This window comes from Pectobacterium hainanensis (genome assembly GCF_046237015.1).
Taxonomy (GTDB): Bacteria; Pseudomonadota; Gammaproteobacteria; order Enterobacterales; family Enterobacteriaceae; genus JBJYIN01.
In genome coordinates, this window is record NZ_JBJYIN010000008.1 from 66,737 (window position 1) to 82,481 (window position 15,745).

The 15,745-nt window shown below is 46.8% G+C and carries 17 protein-coding genes, 1 tRNA gene and 1 pseudogene; 6 read left to right on the forward strand and 13 right to left on the reverse strand.

The window, feature by feature from the left end; genetic code table 11:
• Positions 1-91: 91 nt before the first annotated feature.
• The gene (locus ACKPVM_RS10015) at positions 92-631 is read left to right on the forward strand and encodes a rhodanese family protein (protein WP_409308904.1); all 540 of its coding nucleotides are present in this window, start codon (positions 92-94) and stop codon (positions 629-631) included.
• Positions 632-681: 50 nt separating this feature from the next.
• On the opposite strand, the gene ACKPVM_RS10020 is transcribed toward ACKPVM_RS10015, so the two are convergent.
• Together ACKPVM_RS10020 and ACKPVM_RS10025 are read right to left on the reverse strand one after the other, a co-directional pair.
• A complete protein-coding gene (locus ACKPVM_RS10020) occupies positions 682-2,721 on the reverse strand; it encodes a TonB-dependent copper receptor (protein ID WP_409308905.1) in 2,040 nt (679 codons plus the stop codon).
• Positions 2,722-2,854: 133 nt separating this feature from the next.
• Positions 2,855-3,343: a DUF2946 domain-containing protein gene (locus ACKPVM_RS10025; RefSeq protein ID WP_409308906.1), complete on the reverse strand. Its 489-nt coding sequence runs from the start codon at positions 3,341-3,343 to the stop codon at positions 2,855-2,857.
• Between the two features lie 171 nt (positions 3,344-3,514).
• Between ACKPVM_RS10025 and ACKPVM_RS10030 the strand changes: the two genes are divergently transcribed.
• Positions 3,515-4,555 (forward strand): DUF1176 domain-containing protein, encoded by a 1,041-nt coding sequence (locus ACKPVM_RS10030; protein WP_409308907.1) that lies wholly within the window; start codon positions 3,515-3,517, stop codon positions 4,553-4,555.
• A 125-nt stretch (positions 4,556-4,680) separates the two neighbouring features.
• On the opposite strand, the gene ACKPVM_RS10035 is transcribed toward ACKPVM_RS10030, so the two are convergent.
• From ACKPVM_RS10035 to ACKPVM_RS10045, 3 genes are all read right to left on the reverse strand, one after another.
• Positions 4,681-5,220, reverse strand: a complete 540-nt coding sequence (locus tag ACKPVM_RS10035; RefSeq protein WP_409308908.1) for a DUF2058 domain-containing protein — start codon at positions 5,218-5,220, stop codon at positions 4,681-4,683.
• A gap of 117 nt (positions 5,221-5,337) precedes the next feature.
• Positions 5,338-5,820, reverse strand: a complete 483-nt coding sequence (locus tag ACKPVM_RS10040) for a cold-shock protein (RefSeq protein ID WP_409308909.1) — start codon at positions 5,818-5,820, stop codon at positions 5,338-5,340.
• 217 nt (positions 5,821-6,037) lie between these two features.
• Positions 6,038-6,538: an Lrp/AsnC family transcriptional regulator gene (locus ACKPVM_RS10045; protein ID WP_409308910.1), complete on the reverse strand. Its 501-nt coding sequence runs from the start codon at positions 6,536-6,538 to the stop codon at positions 6,038-6,040.
• Between the two features lie 84 nt (positions 6,539-6,622).
• Between ACKPVM_RS10045 and ACKPVM_RS10050 the strand changes: the two genes are divergently transcribed.
• Positions 6,623-7,798 (forward strand): MFS transporter, encoded by a 1,176-nt coding sequence (locus ACKPVM_RS10050; RefSeq protein WP_409308911.1) that lies wholly within the window; start codon positions 6,623-6,625, stop codon positions 7,796-7,798.
• 109 nt (positions 7,799-7,907) lie between these two features.
• Here the strand turns inward: ACKPVM_RS10050 and ACKPVM_RS10055 are convergent, their stop codons facing one another.
• Positions 7,908-8,741, reverse strand: coding sequence for an SDR family oxidoreductase (locus ACKPVM_RS10055; protein ID WP_409308912.1), 834 nt, complete (start codon positions 8,739-8,741; stop codon positions 7,908-7,910).
• A 103-nt stretch (positions 8,742-8,844) separates the two neighbouring features.
• On the opposite strand from ACKPVM_RS10055, the gene ACKPVM_RS10060 reads away from it, so the two are divergent.
• Positions 8,845-9,729 carry a LysR family transcriptional regulator gene (locus ACKPVM_RS10060; protein ID WP_409308913.1) on the forward strand — a complete coding sequence of 295 codons (885 nt, stop codon included), beginning with the start codon at positions 8,845-8,847 and terminating at the stop codon, positions 9,727-9,729.
• Positions 9,730-9,757: 28 nt separating this feature from the next.
• Here the strand turns inward: ACKPVM_RS10060 and ACKPVM_RS10065 are convergent, their stop codons facing one another.
• The 3 genes from ACKPVM_RS10065 to relB all read right to left on the reverse strand — a co-directional run bounded on the left by ACKPVM_RS10065 (position 9,758) and on the right by relB (position 11,013).
• Positions 9,758-10,072 (reverse strand): hypothetical protein, encoded by a 315-nt coding sequence (locus ACKPVM_RS10065; RefSeq protein ID WP_409308914.1) that lies wholly within the window; start codon positions 10,070-10,072, stop codon positions 9,758-9,760.
• A gap of 421 nt (positions 10,073-10,493) precedes the next feature.
• Entirely contained in the window at positions 10,494-10,778 is a 285-nt protein-coding gene (locus ACKPVM_RS10070; RefSeq protein ID WP_409308915.1) for a type II toxin-antitoxin system RelE/ParE family toxin, read from the reverse strand.
• Complete coding sequence (gene relB, locus ACKPVM_RS10075) at positions 10,768-11,013, reverse strand: type II toxin-antitoxin system RelB family antitoxin (protein WP_010286544.1); 246 nt, start codon at positions 11,011-11,013, stop codon at positions 10,768-10,770. Before relB ends, ACKPVM_RS10070 begins: the two co-directional genes overlap by 11 nt.
• 243 nt (positions 11,014-11,256) lie before the next feature.
• Between relB and ACKPVM_RS10080 the strand changes: the two genes are divergently transcribed.
• A complete protein-coding gene (locus ACKPVM_RS10080) occupies positions 11,257-11,805 on the forward strand; it encodes an AAA family ATPase (protein ID WP_409308916.1) in 549 nt (182 codons plus the stop codon).
• A 51-nt stretch (positions 11,806-11,856) separates the two neighbouring features.
• Here the strand turns inward: ACKPVM_RS10080 and ACKPVM_RS10085 are convergent.
• The 4 genes and pseudogenes from ACKPVM_RS10085 to ACKPVM_RS10100 form a co-directional block, all read right to left on the reverse strand.
• Positions 11,857-12,195, reverse strand: a pseudogene (locus ACKPVM_RS10085) (integrase arm-type DNA-binding domain-containing protein); the annotation flags it as partial.
• A gap of 187 nt (positions 12,196-12,382) precedes the next feature.
• A tRNA-Pro gene (locus ACKPVM_RS10090) sits at positions 12,383-12,459 on the reverse strand.
• Between the two features lie 78 nt (positions 12,460-12,537).
• Complete coding sequence (gene yejM, locus ACKPVM_RS10095) at positions 12,538-14,271, reverse strand: LPS biosynthesis-modulating metalloenzyme YejM (protein WP_409308917.1); 1,734 nt, start codon at positions 14,269-14,271, stop codon at positions 12,538-12,540.
• 14 nt (positions 14,272-14,285) lie between these two features.
• Positions 14,286-14,516: a YejL family protein gene (locus ACKPVM_RS10100; RefSeq protein WP_409308918.1), complete on the reverse strand. Its 231-nt coding sequence runs from the start codon at positions 14,514-14,516 to the stop codon at positions 14,286-14,288.
• Between the two features lie 184 nt (positions 14,517-14,700).
• Between ACKPVM_RS10100 and yejK the strand changes: the two genes are divergently transcribed.
• Entirely contained in the window at positions 14,701-15,711 is a 1,011-nt protein-coding gene (gene yejK / locus ACKPVM_RS10105; RefSeq protein ID WP_409308919.1) for a nucleoid-associated protein YejK, read from the forward strand.
• Positions 15,712-15,745 lie beyond the last annotated feature (34 nt).

A 15,745-nucleotide genomic window follows, 5' to 3' on the forward strand; every position in this document is an offset into this window, starting at 1 on the left:
TATCTGAAATAACTTGCTCTACCGTAATATTTAATTTAGATTTTACTTAATTAGTCTTTTCTAAATTATAGGCAAGTAGAGGTGATTGATCATGCCAGCCCCGCTTTCTGTCTCTCCTTTAGATGCTCATAAGCTACTGAATGAAGGTGCAGCGATGGTTGATATCCGGGAATCACAAGCGTTCGCCCGTGAACATATCGTATCGTCTTGCTCACATCCTCTGAATTCACTACCTGAACAATCGCTTCCGGTAGCATCTGATGCTTCAATCGTTATTTTCTATTGTCTTTCAGGTATGCGTACCCAGCAAAATGCAGCATTGTTGGCCAACGCAGTGGCACCAGCGCGGGCCATGTTGATGGAAGGAGGCATTAACGCGTGGAAAAATGCGGGATTGCCAACAGTCATCAATCGCAAACAGCCCATTGACATCATGAGACAAGTCCAGATTGCTGCTGGTGCGCTAATTCTCTGCGGTGTAGGACTGGGATACAGTGTTAGCCATGTTTTCTTTATGCTGTCTGGCATTGTTGGTATCGGGCTTTTGTTTGCCGGGGTGAGCGGTTTCTGTGGTATGGCTAAATTGTTGATGAAAATGCCGTGGAATGCGCGCCAGAATCACACCTCATAACCTGAGTTGTGAGGTGTGATTCGGAACAGGTAAATATTAGTACAGCATGATCAGAATGTGACGTTCACTTTTGCCCAATAGGTTCTTCCTGGTTCATTGACGGCGGTGTTTGCGGAATAGCCAAAACTGCTGTTTCCCGCAAGGTTGAGATGTTCGCTGTAATCTTTGTTAAACAGATTATCTACGCCAGTGCTGAACTTAACGTATTTGTTCATACGGTAAGCCATGTTAGCGGAGAAAATCGCAAAACCGGGGCTATTGTCGAAATCTTTACCGACCACGTTACCTTCGTTCACCGCGAAGCGATGTTGACTGCTGACCAACCGTAATAAACCTGCGCTGCTCCAGTCACCTTTTTCCCACGTCAGCCCCAGTCGGGCTTCTAGCGGTGGAATTTGGGGTAAGGGTTTATGGTCGTCGGTGTTTTTCGCCCATGAATAGGCAAGGCTAGCGTCTGTTTTCCATTCATCGGTGAGCTTGTAACTCATTCCCATTTCTCCACCCATGATCGTTGCATTGACGTTATCCGCCTGGCTGTTGCGTGCGTTCATCGGATCATAGCGAAACAGAATAAAATCGTTTACTCGACCGACATAGGCTGAAATCCAGCTATCCATGCGCTTGCCGCTATATTGTGCACCGATATCAAGTTGAGTGGTTTTTTCTGTTTTGACATTATCGAAAACATCGGTTGTTCCATCGGGGCCGTAAGTCGGTGAAAAAAGCTCCCAATAATCAGGAAAGCGCTCGGTGTAGCCTATACCGGCATACAACATCACGGGGATGTCGGATAGCGTATGCTCATAGCGGATAAAGCCTGCGGGCAGTGTATCTGTTCGTTTCTGAGCGCCCGCATGAGTGAAATTATCTACTGATACACGGTCCAAACGCGTGCCGCCGATGACTTTGCTTGTTTCGTTTGCATTCCATGTTAATTCGCTGAATATGCCGTAATCCTGGAAACGAGCATCTTTGCGCCAACCGCTATTGTTTTTACTACGATGGGTATTCAACTGCGTATCTACGCCGCCACGTAATTCGTAATCCGACCACAGCCAGGTACCCATCATTCTCCCGCCGATGGTTCGGCGATCTAATTGCATCGCCATTGGCATGCTCATGGATGACCCCATACCTCCGTGCATCCCTCCACCCATACCACCGCTGGACATACTGCCTGGGGAGCGGAGGGAATAATTATCCATGACATGGTCGGCATAGTTGTAATAAGCATTGGCTTCGAATTTGTCGAACGTGTCACTTATATTGGATTTTTCGAACCTGATACCCAGGCTTTCCCGCTTAAATTGCGAGCCATCCATACTTCTTCCGGCGTATCGGGCTTCACCATCACCTTTCCCTGCTGTGAGTTCCAGCAACGTATCCTTATCGGGTGTCCAGCCTAGTGCAATGTCAGCGTTCCACTTATCCCATTTTGAGGGAACCCGTTTTCCATTACCGTCTTTGTAGTCGTCAGAGCGCGATTTATTACCAAGCAGTCGCAGATAGCCATCCTGATTGCCTAAGCTGATGTCCGCATTTTCATCCCATCGGTTGTTGGACGCGGCAAGGAGGCTGGCATTCCCTTGTATTCCCGCTTCATCAAAACGAGGTTGTTCACGATCGAAACGCAAGGTACCTGCTGAGTTGCCGGGTCCCCACAGCACCGTTTGTGGTCCTTTAATGAATGACAGTACGTCAAAATTTTCTGGTGAGATATAAGACGTCGGTGCGTCCATTCGCGCCGGGCAGGCACCTAACATTTCGCCATTATTAGTCAAAATACGTAAGCGTGATCCAAACATACCTCGAAAGACGGGATCACCATTGGTTCCACCATTGCGAATTTGGGAAAAGCCAGGGATCGTTTTCAGATAATCGGAACCGTCGCTGGCTGGCACGGGCTGTCGTGGAGTTTTAGGTGAGGTGACAAGCGTTAGTGGAGAGAGGTTCGGTGCTGTCACAATCATCACTGAATCATCATCCATTGTTTCGTGGTTATGATTCATTTCAGCCTGCGTTGAGAGTGAAAAAAGCATCATCATCACGAATGAGGCAACCGGCGTGTGGATAAAATAGGGGGTTTTCATGTTAATGCCTTACTGTTTTTTGACGACGTCACAACGTCCGGCTTCGGCGAGGATTCCGTATCCGATGAGCAAAGGGTCAATCGCGCAATAACGCCATCGACCACGACGTCAGTGATTTTTCTGAATGTTGTTTTTAATGCAGAGTGGCAAAAACATGTTTAGGGGGCGCTCTGGCTATCTGTGGTGCCCAGGGGCGACAAATTCGTGGACGGTGGTGGTCGGCAATGTGTTTGCGTTTAACGCTTATGGTTAGCAACCAGGCCAGCGCGATAATAACCAGTAGGATAAATGGCAGGTGGATCAATAGCTGGCAATACCCACATGCAATATCTTCCATTGGCGACATACCGGTAGTGGGCATGAGTATGTTGTGTGCCATTTTGCCGTGTGTGCAATGGGCAGAGAGATCCACATCATGGTGCGTATGTGCCATGTCTATGGACACGGATGACATCTTGTCAGTGCAAAGCGTCTGTTGCATCTGTGATTTTGATATCACGGGTGCAATAAACAGCATCGCCATGGAAAAGAGTGCTATCCAGGCGGCTAAGCGTTTAAAAAATGACTGTTCGTACAAGACGTTGCCAGCTTTCCATGATTCCGTAGTCAGAGTGTATCTCATTCGTATTAAAATTATCACCACTAAAGCCGATCTCGGGAGAGCTCGATTCATTATCCGCGGCTTGTTGGTTATCGGGATAATGGGGCAAATGCTGATGTAAATAGGAAATAGCTTCTCAGCGGTGCATAAGTTGTTCACACTATTGGTATTTACTCGTTATGGATAGATGAAATGAAAAACAAGATACGCGTGGGATTCCTGTCAATGGCGGTGTTGACCACGCCGGTGATGGCGGAAGAAAGGGGTGAATCTTTCAGCTATAAAGATTGGGAGGTCGTTTGCGATAACACATTGACCTGTCGCGCGGCAGGGTACAGCCCTGAAGAAGGAAAAGGCGGTTCCGTTCTGTTAACGCGCCGTGCAGGTATGGGGACGGCTGTTGCGGGTGAAGTCATGTTAGCCGAGATTGAATCTGACGATAATACGCCAGTACCTAAGCTAACGCTCTGGATTGATGGCCAACCTGCTGGGGACGTGAAGAGCGGGAAAGAAGGTGACTGGCAACTGTCGGAAAAACAGGCCCAGGCTCTTATACGTGCCGTGAAAGGCAGTGGAAAAGCAGAGTTCAAAGGTGGTCCTGAACCTTTTGTGATTTCCGGGGAGGGAGCCTATGCGGTGCTGTTGAAGATGGATGATGTGCAAGGGCGAGTGGGAACACCCGGCGCGTTGACTAAAAAGGGCAATGGACCGGAAAGTCGCGTTAAGCCTGCTGTCCCTGCGCCGATTATTCAACGAGTGAAGCCAGAAAAATCAACGGAGAGACCGTTGACGGCGTCAGAAACTGACGCGATCAAACCGTTGCTTTTGGCAACGTTGTCTGAGGAGGATTGGTGCGATCGCATTCAGCCATTGGATAACCAGGAGCCGGAGACAATTACTTTAACCCCGCTCAATCATTCTCTTGCTCTCATCACCGCGCTTTGCTGGCGGGCCGCTTACAATGAAGGCTATGGATATTGGGTGATTGACCGTCAACTTAAGGGAAAACCCCATCTTATTACTATTTCAGGATCTTCTTATGACGATGGGGAAATTTTTACAAGTCAAAAAGGACGTGGGTTAGGAGACTGTTGGGGCACTGAAAGTTGGGTATGGGATGGTGAAACCTTTCGTAAAAGCCGAGAGGCAACAACAGGGATGTGCCGTTACCTTCGTCTCGGCGGCACCTGGGATTTGCCAACCTGGGTCGCAGATGTAAAGCCTATGAAATAAACTAAAAAATAGCGCTGGGTTGTTTTGGTGTAACATTTAATGTCTTCCCAGACCGGAAGGGTTGAGAAGACATTATTTCTTTTTAAACGCGACACTCAATAGCATAGCGGCAGGTAAAATAGCGATTACCACATCAAATCGTCAGGCACTTTAAAATCGGCATACGGATCATCTTCGTCTTGCTCTTCCTGGCTCAGTGCGCTGTGTAATACGATGCTGTCTGCATCTCGTTGCGCTATTTTATCAGCTACGCTTGCGGGGATGATGGCATATCCACTGTCACTACTGTTATCGGTGACTAAACGCGCAATAGCGAGACGACCGCTAATGAGTTGATTTTGGATTGCCTTATCCACAATAACCTTTTTAATAACGTTATTATCTGTGAAGTTAAAATCAATATCGCCTTTTGCAATGCTGATTTTGTTCATTTCAATAAGCTGTTTCACCTGTGCTTTATATTCTTTCGATAATACGGCTTGTTTTTGTTGTTCGCTTAGCTGTTTATCACGCTCAAGTTGTGCTTTTTTATTTTCTTCCACCGCCTCTCTTGCCTCACGCGCCTGAACGCGTGATTTCTTCGCTGTCCGTTGGACTTTAGCCATTTTCTTGCTGGTCACTAATCCAGCTTTTAGCATCTGTTCTTGTAAGGTGAGTTTTGTCATCTTCGTATCTAAATTAGGGGGCAATGGTGGGATTATACCTGTAATTTTTGGGACTGTGCCACGTTACAGTCCCTGAATGCCGAGTGGCGTGGATCTAGCGGCGTTATCCGAGTTCTTTCAAACCTTGAGCAGTTTCACTGTGGCATCCACGTCTATCTCATCTTCCGAGAAGATCAACGTCGTTCCTTGAAAGGTTGTGATCGCCAGTTTTCTTAGCGAGCGCATGTCGCCTGGTTTATCAGTTGATTTCGGTCTGATACTACTCATCAGTATCCCCACTGATAGCACCGCGTTTTCTTTATCAATACGGGTATCGGCAGGCACCTCTTCGCTATAAACCAAATAAGACTTGATCGATGTGAGTTTGAGGCGCTCGCCAGCGATATAAATGTATTTACTTTCCGGTACCACTTTCACAGCGTAAGCTGACAAACCCTTGTTATTTGTGGTGGGCTCGAAGGTGACCGCCGCCTCTTTCTTGAGCAACTCTGGGTTGGCGACTTTGATCACATGAAAATAGCGGTTATCACCGTTTTCATCTTTGATAAATCCAAAACCTTTATCTTTAAACCAGGTTGTGATCGTTCCGTTCATCGCCATTGCTACCTACTTAATCGTTTGTTTATTCAGTTTTTTGCGCGAGCAAGTTCGATAGATAACAGGCAACAAAAAACTGCACACGAAAGAAATTGAGTTTGTAGTATAACTTAATGTTTTTATTGTTTTAATCATGAATTTATTTTTTGTTTACGATTAAAGCGACGTGTCATCATGGAAGGATCATTTACACGTATCTATCCGCGCTTCTCTCACGGCTTCAGTCAGGAGAAGGGCCACGTTCAAGAAAGGTTGAAAGTGCGATGTAACTGCGTACAGAACGTACGCCTTCCAGACTTTGAATTTCCATCAGGAAGTTTTCCAACGACTCGGTATCCGCAGCCCGTACTTTTATAAGAACGCACCCATCGCCCGCAACCGTATGCAACTCCTCAACTTCATGTCGACTCGTGAACTGAAGAAGTGCACGTGTCGCTTTATAGCTGCTGGTGTCGATCACGAGAAATGTTAATAGCGTTCGGCCTAGCTTACAGCCATCCAGCACTGCAACCGTCCCTTTTATTACCCCGTCACGTTTCATCCGCTTTACGCGATCGTGAACTGCTGGCGCTGAGAGATTCACAATGTTGCTCAATTCGGTGTAACTGCGTCCTGCATCTTCTGCAAGCGCACCTAATATTTTTCGGTCAATTGCATCGAGATCTACTGGTTTATGCTTTAACTGCCTAATACCATCTTTTTCTTTATCAAAAGCATCCATTTGAGTTCACTTTCAGAATGAAAATATGAATATACTCAGTTTTACCTAATGTTATTAAGTCAGCAAGTATATATTGGAGTTGCAATGCCCATCGCACTTTTAGCTCTCGCCGTCGGCGCATTCGGGATAGGTCTTACTGAGTTCGTTATCGCAGGAATTCTCCCTCAAATTGCCGCTGATTTTGGTATCAGTATTCCGACCGCCGGTTTTATGGCTACATCCTACGCGCTTGGGGTGTTTGTCGGTGCCCCGTTGTTGACGGTTCTGGGTGCCAACGTTCCTCGTAAGACCATGTTGATAGCACTGGCGTTCATTTTCACACTAGGCAACATCATTACCGCAACGGCACCGACGCTGGCTCTGGCGATCGCAGGCCGTGTCATTACGTCTTTCAATCACGGCGCTTTTTTCGGGATCGGTTCGATCATCGCCGCCTCACTGGTTGCTCCGGGGCGTCAGGCAAGCGCAATTGCTTTTATGTTTTCCGGGCTAACGCTGGCAAACCTGATCGGTGTTCCGGCAGGGACCTGGCTTGCTCAGGCTGTTAGCTGGCGGCTTGTTTTCTGGGTCATTGCAGGTATCGGTCTGCTTACGATTGCATGTGTCGCTCTGCTTGTCCCGCATATCGAAAAAGGGAAAGCGATTGCGTTGCGGGCGGAATTACGAGCCTTTGTCGATCCTCAGGTGTTGTTAGTCATGGGGATTACCATATTTGGTCCGGCGGCTTTTTTTACTTCCATCACTTATATTGCACCGATGATGATCGAGGAGGCCGGTTTTTCTGCCAGTAATGTGGCGTGGCTGATGGTACTTTTTGGTTTGGGATTGGCCGTAGGAAACTGGATTGGGGGGCGTTTCGCCGATCGTTCGCTTTTTGGCACGCTTTTCGTCACCCTAGCGGCACAAGGCATTGTTCTTTTGGTTTTTTGGGCCGGTGTCGAAAACCCAGTCATTGCCAGTGCATCGGTATTCCTCATGGCAGCGTTCGGTTTTGCGACGGTTTCACCTATTCAGAAACTGGTCATGGATCGTGCCAGCGATGCTGGCGCACCTACTATGGCCGCCTCGGTGAATATCGGCATGTTTAATCTGGGAAATGCGCTGGGTGCCTGGGCTGGTGGAGCGACTATTGCTGCTGGTTTTGGTCTGGTTTCACCTAATTGGGCCGGAGCCATTCTGTCGTTTATTGCGTTGGGGCTTGCTTTTCTTGCATGGCAGAGCGCGCGTAAAGAATATGAATTACAAGAGCAAACTGAATGAGGAAATCAAATCCCCCTTAGTGGGCGATCTGATTATCTCTCATGAACAAGGTGCGGCCTTGGATAAGGCGAGCAGCTGACCGCATGTCTTAATCAAAAGGCCGCACTTGTCAGAGATTTTTATCTACGCTGAGTGTTATCGATTTTGTTGTTTCAAGTGTTTCCAGTCTGAGGGTTAATGCCTGTCGGATAGAATGATAGGCTTTGCTGCCGAGAGCCAGCCGAAAAGGGAGATTCTCGCTGTCTACGGCAGCAATAATGGCATCCGCCGTTTTTACTGCGTCACCTTTTATCTCAAGAGAACCATCAACCAGAGAACGGCGAACGATACCTGCTGGCGTCTGCTCATAACACGCCATAGGTTCTGCAATATCGACCCCAGACACGAAGTTCGTGTCTGTTGGGCCCGGTTCTGCTATCAGAAAATCGATGCCGAATGGAGCAACTTCCTGAGAAACCGACTCTATAAATCCTTCAACTCCCCATTTTGTCGCGTGATAAAGGCTAAAGTTCGGCCATGCCATTTGGCCGCCTTCGGATGAAATTTGAACGATACGACCACCGCCTTGTTTACGCAGGTAGGGAAGTGCGGCGCGGATAAACTGAATAGAACCAACCAGATTCGTTGCGATCTGCCGTGTAATTTGAGCATCACTGACTTCTTCTGCGGCGCCAAATAGGCCATAACCGGCATTACTGACCAATACATCAATCTTTTCGTTGTCGAGAAAGGCCTGTTTGGTTGCTGATTTAACTGCTGCGCTATCCGTTACATCAAGAATAATGATCTTTAGCTTCTCGCCATACATCGTTTGTAAATCAGCCAGTGCACCTTGCTTACGTAAAGTGGCGATGACCTTGTCGCCGCGTGAGAGTAAGCGCTCTGTCATGAGGCGGCCCAAGCCTGTGGAGGTGCCAGTAATAAACCAGGTTTTGCTTTTCATCAGAATGTCTCATCATATTTAATGTGCAAAACATAAATTACCGCCTTGTTAGTGATACGATAAGCCGCAACAAATGGCATGAAGAGGTGAAATATATTCACCAATGAAAATTCCATCTTTATCAGACTTGAATGCTTTCGTCGCAGTCGCTGAGCAACGTAGCTTTAGGAAAGCGGCTGAACTATCGGGTGTTACGCGTTCATCATTAAGCCATACCATCCGTGGATTGGAGGAGAAACTTGGCGTTAGGTTGTTCCATCGCACAACGAGAAGTGTTTCATTAACTGAATCTGGTGAGCAGTTGATCAGACGTATTACTCCGCATATTGCAGGGCTGGAACAAGCGGTGATTGAGATTGCCCGAACCCAGGGGCAATTACTTGGCACGTTACGTATCAATGGATGTGAAGAGGCAATCCAACTCTTACTCCAAACCATCGTTCCTGAATACCAGGCAAATTATCCCAATGTAGAATTGGACTTAGTTGTTGAAGGAAGGCTTGTTGATATTGTGGCTGAAGGCTTTGATGCTGGAATAAGGCTGGCTGAAAATGTTCCTGTTGATATGGTTGCGGTGCCTATCGGGGAGGATATTCGGTTTCTAGTGGTTGCATCACCACTCTATCTTGCAAAAAATTCAGCGCCTGAAACACCGTATGAATTACTGAAACATCAGTGTATTCGCCAGCGATTACCCGGCGGTAAGCGCTATCGCTGGGAGTTTTCTCTCAATGGTCAGAATATAGCTTTGGACGTGCCGGGAACATTAACGCTTAATCGTTCACCCTTGATGGTTGATGCCGCGATAAGAGGTTTAGGGCTTGCCTTTATCCCTGAAATTCATGCGAGACAGGCATTGAACGATGGGCGTTTATTAACTGTATTAGAGAAATGGAGCCTGACCGTCCCCGGCCTTCGTCTTTATTTTCCGGCTAATCGGCACATGCCTGCAAGCCTCAGAGCGTTAGTTGATATGATCAAGCGTTGATAGCGAATTTCTGGCTACCTTACCGCGCTCAATCGAATTGTTTTTCATAAGCATCTAGATGATGTTTAAAGAACTTTTCATAAATTTCTGCGGTACTAACTAAAATTGTTACTTCTATAAATGGTTCGCCTAATTCTTCTGAAATATCTTCGATAACGATGAAGTCATTGGCTATCTCCTCATCTGTCCCTCTAATGAATAGTTTACAGCCAGTTTTATCTGCGTTTGGTGAATAAAACTGAGTGGGCTTAAAAGCCCCATGAACGAATCCCATCGGAGGATCGCCAAACTCTAATTCAGAGAAGCCGATAATTTTGTTCCCTTTTCTAATTTCGAATGCCACTTGGTTTTCCTTGAAAGAACGAGAGAAATTGAATTTGTTATTCAATGTTATGATTTTTAGATAATTTTTATTATTGACTTTTACTTCATAGTAAAAATTGTAGTCCCATAGAGAAAAGTCAGTTTAAAAATGGCTATATCTCACCCGTTGTATACGCTGGTTTTTAGCGCTGGCTGTGCTGTAAATTTAATTTAGCTTTACTACGCTCCAATACCATCATTTTTCGGGTGTGTTGCCATAAATACCATCTAGCAACATAAACTTGCGCCACTCGGCTGTACTCAAATAAAGGGATCTGTGCATCAACTCGCCGACACGTTTCCCACCCCAGCCGGACGATCTTGATTGTTGGTTATATTCTTTGTCGTCTTTCATGGCTGTGTGCCGGTTAGTTGGTTGATGTGCGTTGATTAAAGATTGTTCACCATTTTGACGGTAAACGCCTGTGCGTATGAAAAACTCGCAGAATCTGAATTATATTATCTTTCACGCGGTAAGGGATGATGTAGGGATAGTGCGTTAACACCAGCTCACGCGTTCCCAGCACACGTCCAGGTCTTCCCATTGCTGGCTGTTGCGGTAGTAATTCCGTCAACCTTTGGACTTCATCTATGAATTGGCTGGCGGCTTGTGGATCGTCCTGCGCGATATAGCGGTACTCGGCTTCCAAATTGGCCGCGGCTTTACGCAGCCATTTAATTTCCATGCCTTGCCGTACCTAATTTTTTAAAGAGATTGTTCATCTCATCTGATGAGACAAAATCACCCGCATCAGCCTCTTTTATAGCTTGCTCGATCTCTGCTATCTGCCAAGCTTCCCGCGCAAGATAGTCTTCAATGGCTTGCCCAGCCAGAAAAGAGCGGGTACGTCCTGTAGCTTTAGCCAACGCATCAAGCTGAGCGGTTGTTTCATCATTCAATCGAACGGACATGACACCCATATCGCCACCTCACTACATTGTATGTTTTGTATACATTGTAGTTACTAGGGAGATAGGAGGCAAGCGACTACTTAATGTGTTGTTCTCTATCCAGGTATGAATTAGCCGCTGGCGTCTGTTAAGACATGCAAGCCAAGATAAAATGTAGTTAGTCAAACCATCAACAGGTAATCTGGCAACACGGGAAAAGTGCGCCATCAGTACTGCTGTTTCATCGCGTCTATAAATATTCAGGAGGATTCAATGTCTTCAGCTTTTCAACATCGTTTCATTCTTACAGGTGGCCCAGGGTCAGGCAAAAGCACGATAATTGATACGATTATAAAAAGAGGGTTTTGGTGTTCTAAAGAAGCAGGAAGAGGTGTTATACAAGACCAGGTTAACATCGGCGGCGATGCATTACCCTGGGCCAACCAGACTGCATTTGCAGAGCTCATGCTAGCTTGGGAAATGCGTTCGTGGCACGAAGCAGAAGGGCAAACACAACCATGCTTCTTCGACCGTGGAGTTCCTGATGTTGCAGGTTACTTACGTCTTTCCGAACTTACCATACCAAGGCATCTGGAAAATGCCATCGAGAAATTTCGCTATAACCAAACCGTATTTATTGCACCACCCTGGCGTGACATATATGTGCAGGATACAGAGCGCAAACAATCTTTCGATGTCGCTGTCGCAACATATCACGCAATGGTGAAAACATACCGTACGTATGACTACCAGTTGATTGAATTACCATGCGTTTCTGTAGAAGAACGTGTGGATTTTATCCTTTCCAGAATAGTTCGTTGATAAAACGACAACTACACGTAATGGTGTACCACCATGCCTGGATCTGCCGTCTTCTAGTGAACATTTGGCGAACGTGTTTAGGTTGATGGCTTGCTCTTGTTCGCGTTGCTGTTGCTGGTGGAATTGTGGATTGATGCTTTTTTCTAAGAGAGCTTTGGCTGCTTCCCGCATTTGTCTGGCATCAGCTAAAGAAATTGCCGGATAGCTGCCAAACGTCAACGTAGTGCGCTTTTTAGTCTGTGGGTGGTAATAGCGAAAACGCCATGTCTTTGTGCCGGAAGGTTTGACGAACAATAGCAGCCCGCCACCATCATGTAGCGACAATTCTTTGTCTATTGCTTTAGCAGCTTTGACTTCCGTGTTTGTGAGGGGCTTTGCCTGAATTGCCATGATCGTTACCTTTGGGACTACGGTTTTATGGGACTACGTTGATTTAGTCCCAAATGTAGTCCCAAACTTTCCGGCTGTAAACGGGGTATGCCGATAGATAACAGGCAACAAAAAAACCGCAAACTCAGTGAGAATGCGGGTTCTTGTGGGGTTTCCGGTAGTAAACGATACTAACCGAAGTTGTATTTGGTCGGCACGAGAGGATTTGAACCTCCGACCCCCGACACCCCATGACGGTGCGCTACCAGGCTGCGCTACGTGCCGATGCTATGGGCGCTTATACTACCTTTTCCTGACCTTATTGCAATAGCCGTATGGAACGACTGCTTTAGATTTAGGCAGTTAGTTCGCAATAAAGCGTCTTTCGCTGGTTAGAACCTGAAGAAGTAACGTAAGTTGTGGTTTTTCATCGTCTAATTTACGACCATTTTCATCATAAGCACGATAATTACCATTGCTTTCCAGCACGATAATTTTTTCCGGCGTGGTGATCATTAATGAACCACCATTGCCATTTGCCAACCAGTTATTACGTCGTTGAGCGGCGAATAAATCCTCACCTTGAGAGTAATCATCGGTCGCGTTTTTAGCGTGCAATAAGCGTTGCATCAGTGTAGCCATCACATCTTTGTGATCTGTCATCTTGGTAATGGTCTGAGCTGGGGTTCCCGGCCAGTGAACGACCAGCGGTATTTTCCACTGTGAACGGCGGAAGATATTTTTCTTATCATCACCTGCATGGTTGCTTTGCGTCGACGTTATCACAATAACCGTTTTTTCCAGCTTGTTCTGTTCCTGAAGCGTGGCGATGATTTTACCAATCTGCTGATCAACATCTTGATTGCGTCGCAATGGATCGGCCGTTGATGTCTTGCCGAGACCGTTTAATTCAAGATAAGAGAACCAAGGGGCAGTGTTATTATCACGGTTTAACCAATCCAGCCATTGTGAGGTGATAGCTTCATCGCTTTGCTCTTGTGGCACAGGAAGGGAAAAGTCGGACAGTAATGCCTGACGATACAGCGCATTATTGAAACCATTGGCAGAAAACAGCCCGAATTGATACCCCTGTTGGCTCAACCCGCTCATTAATGCAGAAGGTTTGCGGGCATTTAATACGCCATCCATGTAGGTCGTTGAAACACCGTAAAAAAGATTAAACAGCCCGGCATTCGTCTGTGTACCTGAATCGTAGTGATCGCTGAAGCGGATATTCTGTTCGGCAAAGTGCAATAGGTTAGGCATATTGCTCTGGGTGCCATTAACCGGGACGTCATTGATGACGATCATCAGCAGATTATAACCACTGCCGCTGTCGCGGAAGGTAATGTCATTTAGCGGATATTCCACGGTCATCGCTTCAGGGTTACCTTGCTGGGACAAGCGGCGCTGATACTCTTGTGCATCCAGAAGACCATGTTTTTCCAAAAAGCGGCGGGCGGTCATTGGATAAGAGAGCGGTAAATTCGCTCTTTGCATGGTAATCGGACGATAGAAATTGGCATCGGCCCAGATATACATCAGGTGTGACGCGAAGAAGGCGGAAATAAATACGCCAGCCAACGGTTTACCGAAACTACGGCGATTCAGGCTGCGTAGTTTTTGCCAACACCAGGTACCAAATAGCATCTCCACCATAAAAATCAGTGGAATACCAATGAACATCCATTGCCAGTCGCGAGCTAACTCACTTTGGTCAGGGTTGACAACCAATTCCCACACCGTGGGATTGAGATGCAGATGAAAGCGGGTGAAAACCTCAATATCAACCAGAAGCAGCGTGAGCCCCGCCGTTGACAACGCGGCGGAAAGAAATCGTAGCAAACGCTGCGACATGACAATAAAGGTTAATGGGAAAATAACTAACAGATAGGCAGCGAAGCCGATAAAGCTGAAATGCCCCAGCCAACTGACCAACGCATAAATACGACCAAACAGGGAGCCTGGCCAGTCGACAACAAACAGATAGCGGCTACCCAGCCCCAGACTGAGCAAAATATTAAACAAGGCGAACCAATGCCCCCAACTGATCATCTGGGAGACTTTTTCGCGGTAGCGCTGCCGATTGGTTACCATACGTTGGTCAAAAATTAATGAGCTTTATCTACTTGTTTAATCGAAGCCTGTAATGCTTCGGCGAAAGATCGGGCTAAAACCTGACGTTGGGCAGGTGCGACGCTGGTATTAATCAGGTTAGTCACCATATTACCCAGCACCATTAAAGCAAGATCGGTTGGAGCATGGTGCTTTTCCAAAATATTGACCATCTCTGAAAGCAGTTGTTCAACGTGTTCGTCACTGTAGCGGGATGATTGTGGCATAAAATGGTGTTTCTCAAGCTGGTAAAGTCGCCTATCTTACCGTAACGACTCATCCTTTTCCGCACTTTTATCATTTATCATCATGGACTGTCCGTGCGTTTACGGCCAGGATGATGCGGCTTTTCGGTTGCAGCCATATCGCTTCAGTGTTTGAATACGCTCCTTGCTAAAAGGAGAGTTTATCATGAGTCTGGATATCGGCCAGATTGCCCTGCATCAGCTAGTTAAACGTGACGAACACACGCTGGAAATGGTGTTGCGTGATTCCCTGCTGTCAACCAATGCGACGGTAGAGGAGATGATGGCTGAATTGCATCGTGTCTACAGCGCTAAGAGTAAAGCCTACGCTCTGTTTAATGAGCAGAGCGAATTGGCGGACGCGCTCAAATCCTGCCGTAAAGGAAATGAAGATTTCCTGGGATTTACACGAGCGGCGACGGGGCGTTTGCGGGATGAATTGGCTAAATATCCGTTTGCCGAAGGTGGGATAGTACTGTTTTGTCAGTATCGTTATTTGGCGGTGGAATATTTGTTGATTGCTGTGCTCAATAGTTGCAACAGTATGCGGGTCAACGAACAGTTGGATATCAGCAGTACGCACTATCTGGATATCAACCATGCCGACATCGTTGCCCGTATTGATTTGACGGAGTGGGAAACGAATCCAGCCTCGACGCGCTATTTGACGTTCCTTAAGGGCCGGGTAGGGCGGAAAGTTTCTGACTTTTTCATGGATTTTCTGGCAGCATCAGAAGGTCTGGATACCAAGGCGCAAAATCGGGGGTTGCTCAAGGCCGTTGATGAGTATTGCGACGATGCGCAGTTGGATAAAAATGAGCGGCAGAATTATCGTCAGCAGGTCTATAGCTACTGTAACGAGCAGTTGCAGTCGGGTGAAGAAATTGAGTTAGAAGCATTGTCTCAGGAGTTGCCGCCGTTAGGGGAGAAGACGTTTCAACAGTTTTCAACGGAACAGGGATATGAATTGGAAGAAAGCTTCCCTGCCGATCGCAGTACGCTACGACAATTAACGAAATTTTCTGGCAGTGGCGGGGGCGTTAGTCTGAATTTTGACGCACTATTATTAGGTGAGCGTATTTTTTGGGATCCGGCAACAGATACGCTGACTATCAAGGGAACGCCACCCAATCTGCGCGATCAGTTACAACGTCGTTTAACCGGTGGTCATCAATAGGCTACAGGCATAAAAAAACGCCGCATAAGCGGCG